This window comes from Novosphingobium sp. (assembly GCF_039595395.1).
GTDB lineage: Bacteria > Pseudomonadota > Alphaproteobacteria > Sphingomonadales > Sphingomonadaceae > Novosphingobium.
In genome coordinates this window covers 1,006,995-1,021,579 of record NZ_JBCNLP010000001.1, presented here as the reverse complement: position 1 = coordinate 1,021,579, position 14,585 = coordinate 1,006,995, and the positions used below count along the sequence as shown (strand labels likewise).

The following is a 14,585-nucleotide window of genomic DNA, read 5'->3' as shown; positions in this document are numbered from 1 at the left end:
AACAAGAAGAGAACAAAAAATTTCCGTCATCCCACTTTCGCCGTCACCGCCAGGATCGAGGCGACCTTTTCGCCGATCTGACTCACCGAAAAAGGTTTGGGAATGAAATACATATTGTCGATATCGATCTCGCGCCGCAGCTGTTCCTCGGCATAGCCTGACATGAACAGCACCGGCACCAAAGGCGCGATCTTGCGCGCCGCACGCGCCATGGCGGGCCCGTCCATGATCGGCATCACCACATCGGAGAGCACCAGATCGAACATCGCCTGCCCCGATTCGAGACGCTTTTCGACCTGCTCCAGCCCCTCCTCGCCATCGCTGGCGCTGGTGACGCTGTAGCCCGCGCGGGTCAGGGCACGCTCGGCGACCACGCGCACGGCATCCTCATCCTCGACCAGCAGAATGTCGCCGCCGCCCGCCCAGGCCGTCACCACCGGGGCATCCTTCAGGCGCGGCGGGGCACTCTGCCCCGGCAGTTCGTGATGCACCGGCAGATAGATGCTGAAGCGCGTGCCCACCCCCGCCTCACTCTCGGCGAAGATGAAACCGCCCGATTGCTTGACGATGCCATAGACCGTTGAAAGGCCCAGACCCGTGCCCTTGCCCTGCTCCTTGGTGGTGAAGAAGGGTTCCCAGATCTTGCCGATGATCTCCTGCGGAATGCCGCCGCCGGTGTCTTCGACCACCAGAGCGGTGTAATCGGCAATGGGCAGAATCTCGCTGCGCATCGCCCGCACTTGGGCGGCGGGCACGCGGCGGGTGGAAAGCGCCAGACGCCCCGCGCCATCGCCGCCAACCTTGCCCGCATGGTCGTGGATGGCATCGCGCGCATTGACCGCCAGATTGACAATCACCTGCTCCAACTGGGTCGGGTCGGCGCGCACCGCGCCCAGATCGCGGTCATGGGTAACGACAAGCTGGATCTTCTCGCCGATCAGGCGGCGCAGCATCTGGCTGATTTCGCTCACGATATCGGGCAGTTGCAACACTTCGGGGCGCAAGGTCTGCTGGCGGCTGAAGGCCAGCAACTGGCGCGTCAAAGACGCCGCACGGTTCGAATTGGCGCGGATCTGCTGAATATCGTCATAGTCCGAATCGCCGGGCGTATGGCGCAACAGCATCAGGTCGCAGGTGCCGATGATGGCGGTGAGCACATTGTTGAAGTCATGCGCCACGCCGCCCGCCAGCTGGCCCACGGCCTGCATCTTGGTGGCCTGCGCCACCTGACGCTTGAGGCGGATTTCCTCGCTGGTGTCGGTGAGGCCCAGCAGCACCGCGGCCTCGCCCAGCCCCCTCACCCCGGCAAGGCTGAGCGAAACCGGCTCATCGGGCTGGGCGGAAAGCCTGACCGCAACATCGCCGCTGGTCGCCGGGCCATGGCCGAAGCGGCGCAAGGCATCGGAGAGGGCAGCCTTATCCTCTTGCACCACCAGATCGGTGGGATAGGTCGGCGCATCCTCGCCCTCGCGGCCCGCTGCGCGCATAAAGGCCGGGTTGGCGAAGAGCACCCGCCCGTCGCGATCGGCCATGGCGAGGCCCAGCGGCAGGCCTGCCAGCAAAGCCTCCAGATGAGGCGCGGCGCCCGTGGCATCGCCGCCCCCGCCGCCCAGACCCACTCCATGATCGACCAGCAGCATCAGCGAAGTGCCGCGCGCGGGATCGGGGTCTTCGGGATGGTCGGGGTCCGACAAAGGCAGATAGAACAGCGTCAGCGGCGCGACGCGGCGGGCATCACGCTGCCAGTAGATGCGATCATGCTCGTCCTGCGCCAGATAATCGACGAAAGCGCTGCCCGCCAGCGCCGCTCCGGCATCGCCCAGCGCGCGGGTGGCAAAGCCATCGTTGGCGACGCGGATGGTGCCGTCGGCCTCGATCATGGCGGCGGCGAAACCGGCCTGCGACAGCGCCCGGCCCGGCTTGCCGCGCAGAGCGGCGGCCAGTTCGGCGCCGGTCTCGACCCGCTCCTGCGGGGCAAAGCGCCAGATCTGCCAGGATTCGCCACGACCGGCGCAGGTCACGCTGACCAGCCAACTCCGGCCATCCTCATGGTCGGCAGCCAGAGGTCCGGCCTTGCCGTCGCGCCAGCCTGCTCGGGTGAGGTCCTCGCCCTCGGCGAAGGTCAGCGGCAGCGTGGTGGGCACGGCGCCCGCGCCGAAATTCCGTTCATAGCTGGCATTGGCCGCCACCAGACGTCCGGCGCGGTCAATCACCGCCACACCAGCCTCATCGCCGTCGATGGCAGCGGTCGTGACCGACCAGTCGGGCTCGGCCGGATCGCCGGCCCCGTCCTCGGGCCTGCTGTGGACCAGCAACCAGCCCAAAGCGCCCAGCGCCACCAGACCGCCAGCAAAGGAAAGGCAAACCACCGCGCTGCCCGTTGCCAGCCACAGGCCCAGCAGGGTCACCACCAGGGCGCCCGTCAGCACCAGGCCGGCGCGGCTCAGCGGGGCCTTCATCGCGCCAGGGCCTTCTGCTGTCGCATCGTTTTAAGCGAAAAACCGGTTCCCACTTTTTCGCACGATGCTCGATCCCGGTTCAAGCCGTTCTCCCCGCCTTTCGATCTCACCTGCACACCGGGTCTGGACCGCCGGGGCGCAGCATTCAAGCCCGCGCGCATCCTCACCTTTTATGGTGACGACGCTTGCGCTTCTGCCCGATCCAGGTGCGCCAGCCCAGCGCCGCCGCGCCATAGCCGATGCTGGCGACAATCGTCGCCTCCACCAGCAGCCCCAGCATGAGGGCGGGCGCCGCCTTCGACAAGAGCCACCCGGCCCATTGCCCCAACGATGCGTCGGAATGCAGCAGAGCGCGGAAGGCCGTCATGTCCACATGGAAGCCCAGCGTGTTGCTGATGGCGATGGCGGCGGGGAAAATCAGCGCCCAGGTCAGCGGATTGCTGGTCCAGGTGGTGGCGATGGCGACGGGCACATTGGCGCGCACCACCACCGCCGTCAGCGCCGCGACGGGCGAATGGGCGAAGGGAATGGCGATGCCCGTGAACAGGCCCAGCGCGATGCCGCGCGGCACGCTGCGGCGGTTGAAGCGCCACAGATCGGGCTTGAGCACCAGATGGGCGAAGGGCCGGATCCAGCGGTTCTTCTCCAGCTTTTCGCGGGTGGGGAAGTGTTTGCTGGCCCAGTTCGAGATCAGGAGCGAGGCCACTCCTAATTATGCTCCCGCATGATGCGGGCCTGATCGCGTTTCCAGTCGCGCTCTTTCACCGTGGCGCGCTTGTCGGCATTGTTCTTGCCCTTGGCCAGAGCCAGTTCGACCTTGGCGCGGCCCTTGCCGTTGAAATAGATCGAGAGCGGGACAAGGGTCATGCCCTTGCGCTCCACCGCGCCGGTCAGCTTGGCGATCTCGCGCTCATGCAGCAGCAACTTGCGCGGGCGCTTGGGCACATGGTTGAAGCGGTTGCCGAAGTTGTATTCGGGCACATTTGCATTGACCAGCCAGACCTGCGAATCCTTCACCTCGGCATAGGCCTCGGCAATCGAGCCCTCGCCGAAGCGGAGCGATTTGACCTCGGTGCCGGTCAGGGCGATGCCCGCCTCATAGACGTCATCGATGAAATATTCGAAGCGCGCGCGCCGGTTCTCGGCAACGGTCTTGGTCTTTTCGAAAGCGGTGGGTTTGGGGCGTGCCATGGTGAGAGGCGATGTAGGGATGTAAGACGGATCGGGGAAGAGGCTCTAGCGCCTTTTTAGCCCGCAAAACGCAAGAAGTGGGCAAATGGCCCCAACATCGCGACCAGATGCCATCGCCCGGAAGCGTGAGACAAGAAAAAGGGCGGCAGGATCGCTCCGGCCGCCCGTTTTTTGAAAAATGTGCGGAAGAGCACATTTTTTGGTTCGGCACCGCGAAATCCGGCTTTCGCCGGATTTCCAAACAGACTCTTAGCGCAGCGACACCACATTGTCCGACGTGCGCGGATCGCGACGCTTGCCGGCATACTGGCTGGCCATGGGCTCGTCGGTGGCAATCACCGTCTCGCCCGCGCCGAAGCCGTTGAAGCGGGTGCGCATGGCAGCGCCATAGGCGCCCAGCATGCCCACTTCGATGTAGTCGCCCGGCTTGATCCCGGCGGGAAGGACGAAGGGCCCTTCCATATAGTCGGCATCGTCGCAGGTCGGGCCATAGAAGGCGAACTCTTCCATGGCGTTCTCATCGTCGATGTCCTGGCCGGTCAGGCTGATGCGCTTGACCGGGAAACGCCAGTCGACATGGGCGGCATCGTAGAGCGCGCCGTAAGCGCCTTCATTGATGAACAGCTCATTGCCGCGACGCTTCTCGACCTGCACGATCATCGAGTTGAACTCGGCCGAGAGGGCACGGCCCGGCTCGCACCACAGTTCCGACGAATAGGACACCGGCAGCGATTCGAAGGCGCGGTGGATCGAGGCGAAATAATCCTCCAGCGGCGGCGGCACCATGCCCGGATAGATCGAGGGGAAGCCGCCGCCGACATCGATGATGTCCACGGTGACCGACGCATCGACGATGGCCACGCGGGCCCGCTCCAGCGCGGTGACATAGGCGAAGGGGGTCATCGCCTGCGAACCGACGTGGAAGCAGATGCCCAGGCAATCGGCAACCTGACGGGTGGCCTGCAGCAGCGGCGCGGCATCGACCAGATCAACACCGAACTTCGACGCCAGGCTCAGCTCGGAATATTCCGAGGAGACGCGCAGGCGCACGCAGAGCGACAGATCCTCGGCGGCCTTGCCGTCGGGCGAACGGGTCGCCTCGACGATCTTCTCCAGCTCCTCGACGGTGTCGAGGCTGAAGGTGCGCACGCCATGGACATGATAGGCCTCGGCAATCGCGGCAGCGGGCTTCACCGGGTGCATGAAGCACAGCACGGCATCGGGGCCCAGCGTTTCGCGCACCAGACGCACCTCGACGATCGAGGCGGTGTCGTAATGCGTGATGCCGGCGCTCCACAGCACGCGGAGCAGGTCCGGGCTGGGGTTGGCCTTGACCGCATAGAGCGACTTGCCCGGAAACTTCTCGGCAAAGAAGCGGGCAGCGCGCGCAGCGGCCTGCGGGCGATTCAGGATGACCGGTTCGGTAGGCGCGAGGGCGCGAGCTACAGACGGTGCGTCAGGATAAATGGACAACGCAAGGGACCCCCAATAGGCCATCAGGCCAGAGCTACAACAGGTGAAAGCCGCCTTGCGGTTTGGAAGTCCCCATGGGGCGGCGAGGGGGTGCATATAGGTCGGTGCACATGAACTGCAAGTGAAAAAACGCCCCCTGATGACCCCGCAAAAGGTCAAAAGGAGGCGCTGTGGTCCATCATTGCACTTATGCGTCTTTTGTGACGGGATTATGACAGAAATCCCGCGAAACCCCGGCGTTTATGACAGGGAATCAGGACAGTCGGTCGCGGAAGGTCTCCCAACCGAATCGCTTCACGCATTCCAGCGAATCATCCGCCGAATCCCAGAGCCAGATCGAGGGCAAGGGAACGCCGTTGAAGGTGGTGGTCTTCACCATCGAATAATGCGCCTGATCGAGGAAGGCGAAACGCGCGCCCGGCTCGACGGCGACCGGCAGGCGGTAATCGCCGATCACATCGCCCGCCAGACAGGAGGGGCCGCCCAGACGGGTTGCGGTGCCCTCGGCCAGTTCACCCAGCATGGCGGGGCGATAGGGCGCCTCGATCACATCGGGCATATGGCAGGTGGCCGAGACATCGACGATCGCCACCGGCACACCATTGGTGTGCGAATCGAGCACCGTGCCGATCAGGATGCCCGCGTCCAGCGCCACGGCCTCGCCCGGCTCCAGATAGAGTTGGCAGCCGGTCTGGGCCTTCACCGCCTGCAGGAAGGCGACCAGATCGTCGCGCTGGTAATCGGCGCGGGTGATGTGATGCCCGCCGCCGAAGTTCAGCCAGTGGATGGGGCCGCCATTCGCCGCCAAATAGGGCGCGATACGCGGATAGAGCGCATCCCAGGTGCGCTGCAGCGGCTCGAAATCCTGCTCGCAGAGCGTGTGGAAATGCAGGCCGGTGACGCCTTCCAGATGCTCGGACATCAGTTGGTCCACCGGGAAGCCCAGACGCGAGCCGATCGCGCAGGGATCGTATTTCTCCACCTCACCCTCGCGGTGGAGCGGGTTGATGCGCAGGCCCAGATCGAAGGCGCTGGGCTGCTCGGCCAGCACCGGGCGGAAACGCGCGATCTGCATCGGCGAGTTGAAGATCACATGGTCCGAAATCGCGCAGATCTCGGGCAGGTCTTCGGCCTTATAGGCCGCGCAATAGGTGGCAATCTCGCCCTCGTAATGCTCGTCGGCCAGACGCGCTTCCCACAGGCCGCTGGTGCAGACGCCGTCGAGATACTCGCCGATCAGCGGGGCCATGCGCCACATGGAAAAGGCTTTCATCGCCGACAGCAGCTTGATCCCCGCGCGGTCGCGCACATCGGCCAGCACCGCCAGATTGGCGCGCAGCTTGGCGGCATCGACCACGAAGGCCGGGCTCTCGACACGGTTCAGATCGAAATGGGCAAAAGCGCCCGGATCACCCGCACGGGTTTCCATCAGTTCAATTCCCTTTGAAAATCAGCGCCGCACCCGCGACGATCAGCACGAAACCAGCCAATTGCGCCAACCCCGGCTTCTGCCCGAACAGCGCCCATGCCACCAGCACGAAGCCAGCGAGGGAGAACACCTCCTGCATGGTCTTCAACTGCGCCAGCGAATAGGCTTTCGAGCCGATGCGGTTGGCCGGCACCGCCAGACAGTACTCGCAAAAGGCCAAAGCCCAGCTGCCCAGCACGGCCACCCAAAGCGCCTTGTTCGGCTCTTTCAGGTGACCATACCATGCCAGATTCATAAAGATGTTTGATCCTGCCAACATCAAAGGTGGCAGGATCAAAGCCCAATTCATCAAAACTCGACCGGACCGGCCAGTTCCTCAACCGTCCAGGGCAGGCCCTGCGTGTTGAGCATCTCCATGAAGGGATCGGGATCGAGCTGCTCGATGTTGAACACGCCCTCGCCCTTCCAGGCGCCGGTCAGCATCAGCGCGGCGCCGATCATCGCGGGCACGCCGGTGGTGTAGCTGACGGCCTGGTTGCCGGTTTCCTCGAAGCAGGCTTCGTGGTCGCAGATGTTCTTGATGTAGAAGGTCTTCTCGCCGCTGCCGTCCAGAGCTTCACCGGTGGCGATGTCGCCGATGTTGGTCTTGCCCTTGGTGGTGGCGCCCAGCGTGCTCGGCTCGGGCAGCACGGCCTTGAGGAACTGCAGGGGGATGATCTCCACGCCATTGTAGATCACCGGATCGATGCGGGTCATGCCCACATTCTGCAGCACGGTCAGATGCTTGATGTACTCATCGCCGAAGGTCATCCAGAAGCGGGCGCGGTCCAGTTCGGGGATGAACTTGGCCAGGCTCTCCAGCTCCTCGTGATACATCATATACATGTTCTTGGGGCCGACGCCCTCGAAGTCGAACGACACCTTCTTGCCCATGGCAGGCGTCTCGACGAACGCGCCACCTTCCCAGTGACGCGCCGGGGCGGTCACTTCGCGGATGTTGATCTCGGGGTTGAAGTTGGTGGCAAAGGCCTGACCATGGTCGCCGCCGTTGCAGTCCAGAATATCGAGCTGGCGGATGGTCTTGAGCTTGTGCTTCTTGAGCCACATGGCGAACACGCTGGTCACGCCCGGATCGAAACCGCTGCCCAGCACGGCCATGATGCCCTTTTCCTTGAAGCGGTCCTGATAGGCCCACTGCCAGTGATACTCGAACTTGGCCACATCCTTGGGCTCATAGTTGGCGGTATCGAGGTAGGACACGCCCGTCGCCAGACAGGCATCCATGATCGTCAGATCCTGATAGGGCAGCGCCAGATTGACCACCAGCTTGGCACCGATCTGCTCGATCAGCGTGGAAAGCGCCGGAACATCCTCGGCATCGATGGCATAGGTCGAAATCTCGACGCCCGTGCGCTGCTTCACCGATTCGGCGATGGCATCGCACTTGCTCTTGGTGCGGCTGGCCAGATGGATGTCGGTGAAAATCCCGGCGTTCATCGCCATCTTGTGGACCGCCACGCTGCTGACGCCGCCGGCGCCAATCACCAGAACCTTGCTCAAAACCTGTCTCCTTGCTCGCGGCTGCATCGGGCAACCGGGCATTCCAACGCGAAACGCGCTTCAAAAACCGATGGGGCCATATAAGGTTGTTCCATGACAACTCAACATATGCGCAGCCCCTCCCTGGCCGGCATCCACGCCGCCGCCGAAAAAATCGCCAGCATCCTGCCTGAAACGCCGCTCCTCCCGCTTGAGGTCCACGGGGTCACGGTCTGGTGCAAGGCCGAAGTGTTGCAGCCCGTCGGCGCCTTCAAGATTCGCGGCGCCTGGCACCGCCTGAGCGACCTCTCCCCCGAGGAAGCCGCCAAGGGCGTGGTCGGCGTCTCCAGCGGCAACCATGCGCAGGGCGTGGCCTGGGCGGCGCGACGCCTTGGCATTCCCGCGATCATCGTCATGCCCAACGACGCCCCGAAGGTGAAGCTGGAGGCCACCGCGGCCATGGGCGCAACCATCGTCACCTATGACCGCCCCGGCGGCGAGGACCGCGACGAAGCCGCCGCCAGGGTTCTGGCGCAGACCGGCGGCACCCTCGTCCACGCCTATGCCGACCCCTGGGTGATCGAGGGTCAGGGCACCGCAGGCCTCGCCCTCTCGGCGCAGATGGAGCAATGGGCGGGCGGCGCCCCCACCCGCATCGTCACGCCCTGCGGCGGCGGCGGGCTGGCCGCCGGTCTGGCGCTGGCCTGCCCCGAGGCCGAGATCGTCCCCGTCGAACCCGAAGGCTGGGACGATGTGGCCCGCTCGCTGGCCAGCGGCACGATCCAGAAGGTCGGCGCCGACGCCCCCGCCACCCTCTGCGACGCCCTGCAAACCCCCGCCACGCGCGAGATCAACTTCGCCGTGCTGAAAGAGCGCTGCCAGAGCGGCCTCTGGGTCAGCCCTTCGGAGGTGGCCGAGGCCCAGCGCCTCGCCTTCCGCCAGTTGCGGCTGGTGGTCGAGCCGGGCGGCGCGGCGGCGCTGGCAGCCGTGCTGGCGGGCAAGGCCCCCGTGGATGGCCGCACCGCCGTCATGCTGACCGGCGGCAACACCGATGCCGAGGCTTTCGCCAAGGTGCTGGCAGGCTGAAGTCACGGCCAGCCCGCTCCCCCGCCCGGCCATCCATCGCCGATATGCTGTGGGTGGCCGGGCGGGGGAGCGGGCTGGTTCCGGTCTGACCATGTGCTCTTACGCACATGGTCCAAACAACGCATTCCACCGGGATAAATGCACAGTTGACGCCAAAATGTCGCATGAAACGGCAGGGTGAAACCAAACCGTCACCGTGCCGTCATGCAGAGGAAACAGCCATGGCCTAGCCGCCGGAGACCCACTCACCGGACAGGCCAGCGCCATGCCAAATGCTCCAACGCCCCATATCATCGAAGGCGCAGTCGTGCGCAGCCATGTCCCCATGACCGAAAGGTTGCTGGACCGGGCCTTTGCACTTGCCTTTCGCGGCCTGGTCTATGCCCAGATCTGGGAAGACCCCGTGGTGGATATGGAGGCGCTGGACATTCAGCCCGACAGCCGCATCGTCACCATCGCGAGCGGAAGTTGCAATGCCCTGTCCTACCTCACCGCCGATCCGGCGCAGGTAACAGCGGTCGATCTCAACACCGCGCATATCGCGCTGGGCCGCCTCAAGATCGCCGCGCTGCGCCATCTGCCCGACCATGACGCGCTGCGCCGCTTCTTCGTCGAGGCCGACAACCGCCGCAATCTGGCCGATTACCGCAGCCTGATCGCGCCGCATCTCGACGAGACCAGCCGCCGCTATTGGGAAGGCCGCGATCTCGCTGGCCGCCGCCGCATCCACGGTTTCGCGCGCGGCATCTACAAGCGCGGGCTGCTCGGCAATTTCATCGGCATGGCCCACCTGATCGCCCGCCTCTACCGCGTCGATCTGAAGGTCATCCTCGAAGCCACCTCGCTGGAAGACCAGCGCCGCCTCTTTGACGAGCGCATCGCCCCGGTCTTCGACAAGCGCTTTATCCGCTGGCTGACCAAGCAGCCCGCCTCGCTCTTCGGCCTCGGCATCCCCCCGGCCCAGTATGAAGCCCTCGCCGGTGACCAGCGCATGGCCACCGTGCTGCGCGCGCGCCTCGAACGCCTCGCCTGCGGCTTCTCGGTGCAGGACAATTACTTCGCCTGGCAGGCGTTCAACCGTGGCTATGGCCGCGCCCCCAACGCCCCCGTGCCGCCATGGCTGCAGGCCGACAACCATCAGGCCGTGCGCGACCGCATCGACCGCATGACCCTGTCGCACACCAATTTCACCGACCACCTCGCGCTGCAGGCCGATGCCAGCCTCGACCGCTACGTACTGCTCGACGCGCAGGACTGGATGAGCGACGCCCAGCTCACCGCCCTGTGGAGCCAGATCACCCGCACCGCCCGCAGCGGCGCCCGCGTGCTGTTCCGCACCGCTGGCGAGCCCACCATCCTGCCCGGCCGCGTGCCCGACGAGATCCTCTCGCGCTGGTCCTATTCGGAAGAGGAAGCCCGCGAGCTGATCGCCCGCGACCGCTCCTCGATCTATGGCGGGCTGCACCTCTATCGGTTCAAGGGCTGATGGCCAGCCTGCCACAAGACCACGCCGCGCTGATGGACCGCGTCTATCGCGGCCAGCGGCATATCTATGACGCCACGCGCAAATATTTCCTGTTCGGGCGCGACCGGTTGATCGAGGGCCTGAACATCGCGCCGGGCCAGACCCTGCTGGAAGTGGGCTGCGGCACCGGACGCAACCTGTCGCTGGCGGCCAAGCGATGGAAGGGCGCCGAGCTGTTCGGGCTGGACATCTCCGAGCAAATGCTGGCTTCGGCCCGCAAGACCCTCGGGCCCAAGGCCGTGCTGAAGCAGGGCGATGCCTGCGCCTTCAACCCGCAAGCGCTGTTCGGGCACAATGGCTTCGACCATGTGATGATCTCCTTCGCGCTCTCGATGATCCCCGACTGGCAAGGCGCGCTGGCCATGGCCTGCGACACGCTGGCCCCCGGCGGCACGCTGCACATCGTCGATTTCGGGGACGCGCAGGGGCTGCCCGGTCTGGCCCGACAGGCGCTGAATGGCTGGCTGACGCGCTTCCACGTTTCGCCCCGGCTGGATCTGGTGGCGCGCGCCGGGGCTTTGGCTGCGGCGCGGGGGATGTCGGTGGAGCCTTTGCGTGGGCCTTGGGGATATTACCAGATCGTCGTGGTGCGGCGCTCGGCAGTTTAAGGGAAAAAGAGAATGCGAGGGCCATCGCCCTCGCGCTCCCTTTAATGTCTACGTTGCGCTTCGGGTTCGGCCTAGCGCTCGGTTTGCAGCGCCGCAGGCTTTAAAGCCCCAGCCATTTCACTGCCTGCGGCGCTTACCGCTGCGCAGGTGGAGAGTTTGGGCGCATCATTTCGGCCACCCTGCCCTCTCGCCGGAAGACGTCATGGGAGCGCGAGGGGGTAACCCCCTCGCATCTTCCTTCATCCCTTGATGAACAAACTCGCCAATTCCACATGCGAGGACCAGCGGAACTGCCCCACGGGCCGCAGCTCGACCAGCCGATAGCCGCCCTCGATCAGCGTCACCGCATCACGCGCCCAGCTTGAGGGATTGCAACTGATATAGGCCACGCGCTGCACGGTGGAGCCGGCGATGCGCCCCACCTGCTCCTTGGCCCCGGCGCGCGGCGGATCGAGCACCACGGCGGGGAAGCGGTTCAGTTCGTCGGCCAGCAGCGGGTTGCGGAACAGGTCGCGGTGCATGCTCAGCACGGGAAGCTGGGTTCCGGCGGCGCCCGCCTTGCAGGCGAGATGGGCGGCGCGCTCGGCCTCGACGGCCAGCACCTTGCTGCCCTGTTTGGCCAGCGCGAAAGCGAAGGTGCCAAGGCCCGAGAACAGATCCACCACCGCGCCCGCGCCCTTCAGCCAGCGAGTCACGGCGGCGGTCAGCGCCTGCTCGCCATCAACGGTGGCCTGAAGGAAGGCGCCCGGCGGCAGCGGCACGGACACGCCCGAGAGCGACACCGTCACCGGCTCGGGCTCCCACAACGCTTCGGGGCCATAACCCTGGTCGAGCGACAGGCGGGCCAGCTTGTGCTCGCGGGCGAAGTCCAGCGCGGCCTCGGTCTCGGCCAGACCTTCGACCTTGAAACCCTTGATGCCGACATCGACGCCCTGCTCGGTCAGCGTCAGGTCGATGTCCACCGCCAGCTTGCCCTCGCGGCGCTGAAGCATGCGGCGCAGCGGATCGACGATGGCTTCCAGTTCAGGCGCCAGCACGGGGCACTGCTTCTGATCGACGATGGTGTGGGCATGGGCCTCACGGAAGCCCAGCGCGATGCCGCCCACCCGCTGGCCATGCAGCGAGGCGCGGCGGCGCGCGCCCGAGGGCGAGAGATGCACCGGCGTCACATGCTCGGGCTCCAGCTTCTGGCCCTTGGCGGCGTTGACCACGCGCTCCATCACGAAATTGGCGAGCGCCACATCGTCCACATGCTGAAGCTGGCAGCCACCGCAGACGCCGTAATGCTGGCAGACGGGATCCACATGGTGAGGGCCGTGGCGCAGGCTGCCATCGTCGAGCACGTAATCGCCCGGCGCGGCCATGGCCACATGGCGACCGCCCGCGGTCACGCCATCGCCGCGCGCGGCCAGCCGCTCGATCAGTTCTTCATGCAGGTCTTCGGACACTCGGTATTCCTTACAGGCAAGCCCGCACCGCGCTCGGCACCGCTTCGGCCAGCGCCATGGCCGTGAAAGGCCCGCCAAGCAAGCCCGCCGCGCGCCCGTGCAGCCATACGCCCTGGCAGGCTGCCTCAAAAGCGGACACTCCGGCGGCCAGCCGACTGGCGATCAGCCCGGCCAGCACATCGCCCGATCCGGCCACGCTCAGCCAGCTTGAGGCACGCGGGGCGATGGTCCATGTGCCGTCGGGCGTGGCGATCACCGTGTCCGGGCCCTTAGCCACCACCACCATGCCGCTGGCCTCGGCCAAAGCCTTGGCGCGCTTGACCTTGCTGCCATTGACATGGAGCGCGAAGGCGCTTTCCAGCGCGGCCAGCTCGCCCTCATGCGGGGTGAGGATCGCCTGTTGTCCCTTGGCCATGGCGGGGGTCAACAGCATCAGCGCATCGCCATCCAGCACCAGCCTCTTGCCCGTGGCCAGCACAGATTTCAGCACCAACTCGGCAGCCTTGTCGCGCCCCAGTCCGGGGCCGACCAGCAGGGCGGACAAGCGCTTGTCGTCCAAGCCATCCAGCCCTTGCACCACCAGATCGGCGGGCGCAGGCAGAGCATCCTCGGTCAGCAGGCGCACATAGCCCGCGCCCGCTCCACCGGCAGCGCGCGCAGCCATCAGCGCCGCGCCCGGCATGGCCCCCGCCACCACGCCCAGCAACCCGCGCGTATATTTATGCGCCCCCGGCAAGGGCGGTTCAAGCGTGATCCCCTCCAGCATGCGCCCCACCCCCGCAACGGGATCGCAACCGATATCGACCAGTTTCAGCACGCCCATCCGCCCCGCCGCGGGCATCAGCCCATGCGCGCGCTTCCACGCCCCCAGCGCGATGGTGAGATCATACTGCGGCAGATCATGCCCGAAATCATCGCCCCGATCCGCCTCCACGCCCGAGGGCAGATCGAGCGCAACGCGGCGCCGATGCCCCGCCGCCAGACCGGTCAGCAAATCCAGATCAAGGTCCCCCAGAGGCCGCGACAGGCCGGTGCCGTAAAGGCAGTCGACCAGAATATCGCCATGCAGATCGCCATGATCGGGGCAATCGACCACATGCCCCTCAAAGGCCGCGCGGGCCAGCCGCGAGGCCTCGCTGGCGGGAGCATGGGCCATCACCACCTGCACCCTTGCGCCGCGCTCGTGCAGATGGCGGGCGATCACCCAGCCGTCGCCGCCATTGTGCCCCGGCCCCACCAGCACGCTGATGATCCGCAGCGGCCCGGCCATGCGCCAGATATACTCCGCCGCGCCGCGCCCGGCGCGCGCCATCAGCACCTCGACCCCGAAACCGGCATCGATCAGCAGTTGTTCGGCCTGCTTCATCTGGGCGGCTGTCAGAATATCCGCCCCGAAATGAAGAGGTTCGGGGCTGGGCAAAGGATTCTTGGGCAAGGGATTTTGTAAGGACGTCGGCACGCGGGGCCTCCATCGCCGGCGCGGCAGGCAGGGCCGCAGGGTCGGGCGGGATTGTGCGCTTCACCCGCGCCACGTCAAGTCCGCCCGACCTGCGTAAAGGGTGGTTAATCCGATTTCAGGACTTAGGGCTTATACGTGCGAGCCTCTGCTCTCTTCTGCCGGAAACCGACGTCCATGATTCGCATGTCTCAGCCGATCCTGCAGCGCCTGTGGCGCGACCAGCGCGGCGCCACCGCGATCGAATATGGGCTGATCGCCGCCCTGATCGCGATCGGTATCATCGCCGGCGTCAGGGGTCTGGGCAATCAGATCAACAGCGGTTTTGTCGCCGCGTCCAGCGGGATGTCCGCGCCCTCCGCCTGATCGGC

At 65.8% G+C, this 14,585-nt stretch carries 13 protein-coding genes; 4 read left to right on the top strand and 9 right to left on the bottom strand.

Annotation, left to right across the window (positions count from 1 at the left end; translation table 11 throughout):
* Window positions 1–26 precede the first annotated feature (26 nt).
* The 7 genes from ABDW49_RS04845 to ABDW49_RS04815 form a co-directional block, all read right to left on the bottom strand.
* On the bottom strand, window positions 27–2,459 hold the full coding sequence (locus ABDW49_RS04845) for an ATP-binding protein (protein WP_343610124.1): 2,433 nt from the start codon (window positions 2,457–2,459) through the stop codon (window positions 27–29).
* 163 nt (window positions 2,460–2,622) lie between these two features.
* Window positions 2,623–3,165 (bottom strand): DUF2062 domain-containing protein, encoded by a 543-nt coding sequence (locus tag ABDW49_RS04840; protein ID WP_343610122.1) that lies wholly within the window; start codon window positions 3,163–3,165, stop codon window positions 2,623–2,625.
* 2 nt (window positions 3,166–3,167) lie between these two features.
* Complete coding sequence (smpB, locus tag ABDW49_RS04835; RefSeq protein ID WP_343610120.1) at window positions 3,168–3,650, bottom strand: SsrA-binding protein SmpB; 483 nt, start codon at window positions 3,648–3,650, stop codon at window positions 3,168–3,170.
* Between the two features lie 249 nt (window positions 3,651–3,899).
* Window positions 3,900–5,123, bottom strand: a complete 1,224-nt coding sequence (locus tag ABDW49_RS04830; RefSeq protein WP_343610119.1) for a type III PLP-dependent enzyme — start codon at window positions 5,121–5,123, stop codon at window positions 3,900–3,902.
* 253 nt (window positions 5,124–5,376) lie between these two features.
* Window positions 5,377–6,552, bottom strand: a complete 1,176-nt coding sequence (locus ABDW49_RS04825; RefSeq protein WP_343610118.1) for a carboxynorspermidine decarboxylase — start codon at window positions 6,550–6,552, stop codon at window positions 5,377–5,379.
* 4 nt (window positions 6,553–6,556) lie between these two features.
* Window positions 6,557–6,871 (bottom strand): DMT family protein, encoded by a 315-nt coding sequence (locus tag ABDW49_RS04820; RefSeq protein WP_343610117.1) that lies wholly within the window; start codon window positions 6,869–6,871, stop codon window positions 6,557–6,559.
* A 29-nt stretch (window positions 6,872–6,900) separates the two neighbouring features.
* Window positions 6,901–8,112, bottom strand: a complete 1,212-nt coding sequence (locus ABDW49_RS04815; protein WP_343610116.1) for a saccharopine dehydrogenase family protein — start codon at window positions 8,110–8,112, stop codon at window positions 6,901–6,903.
* A 108-nt stretch (window positions 8,113–8,220) separates the two neighbouring features.
* Between ABDW49_RS04815 and ABDW49_RS04810 the strand changes: the two genes are divergently transcribed.
* The 3 genes from ABDW49_RS04810 to ABDW49_RS04800 all read left to right on the top strand — a co-directional run bounded on the left by ABDW49_RS04810 (window position 8,221) and on the right by ABDW49_RS04800 (window position 11,310).
* Window positions 8,221–9,177: a pyridoxal-phosphate dependent enzyme gene (locus tag ABDW49_RS04810; protein ID WP_343610114.1), complete on the top strand. Its 957-nt coding sequence runs from the start codon at window positions 8,221–8,223 to the stop codon at window positions 9,175–9,177.
* Window positions 9,178–9,442: 265 nt separating this feature from the next.
* Window positions 9,443–10,663 carry a DUF3419 family protein gene (locus ABDW49_RS04805; protein WP_343610112.1) on the top strand — a complete coding sequence of 407 codons (1,221 nt, stop codon included), beginning with the start codon at window positions 9,443–9,445 and terminating at the stop codon, window positions 10,661–10,663.
* Entirely contained in the window at window positions 10,663–11,310 is a 648-nt protein-coding gene (locus ABDW49_RS04800) for a class I SAM-dependent methyltransferase (RefSeq protein ID WP_343610110.1), read from the top strand. The genes ABDW49_RS04805 and ABDW49_RS04800 overlap by 1 nt, the downstream gene beginning before the upstream one ends.
* A 239-nt stretch (window positions 11,311–11,549) precedes the next feature.
* Here the strand turns inward: ABDW49_RS04800 and ABDW49_RS04795 are convergent, their stop codons facing one another.
* Together ABDW49_RS04795 and ABDW49_RS04790 are read right to left on the bottom strand one after the other, a co-directional pair.
* Complete coding sequence (locus ABDW49_RS04795; protein WP_343610109.1) at window positions 11,550–12,758, bottom strand: class I SAM-dependent RNA methyltransferase; 1,209 nt, start codon at window positions 12,756–12,758, stop codon at window positions 11,550–11,552.
* A gap of 10 nt (window positions 12,759–12,768) precedes the next feature.
* On the bottom strand, window positions 12,769–14,178 hold the full coding sequence (locus ABDW49_RS04790; protein WP_343614152.1) for an NAD(P)H-hydrate dehydratase: 1,410 nt from the start codon (window positions 14,176–14,178) through the stop codon (window positions 12,769–12,771).
* A 213-nt stretch (window positions 14,179–14,391) separates the two neighbouring features.
* Here ABDW49_RS04790 and ABDW49_RS04785 point away from each other — a divergent pair, with 213 nt between their 5' ends.
* Complete coding sequence (locus ABDW49_RS04785; RefSeq protein WP_343610107.1) at window positions 14,392–14,580, top strand: Flp family type IVb pilin; 189 nt, start codon at window positions 14,392–14,394, stop codon at window positions 14,578–14,580.
* The last annotated feature ends 5 nt before the right edge of the window (window positions 14,581–14,585 follow it).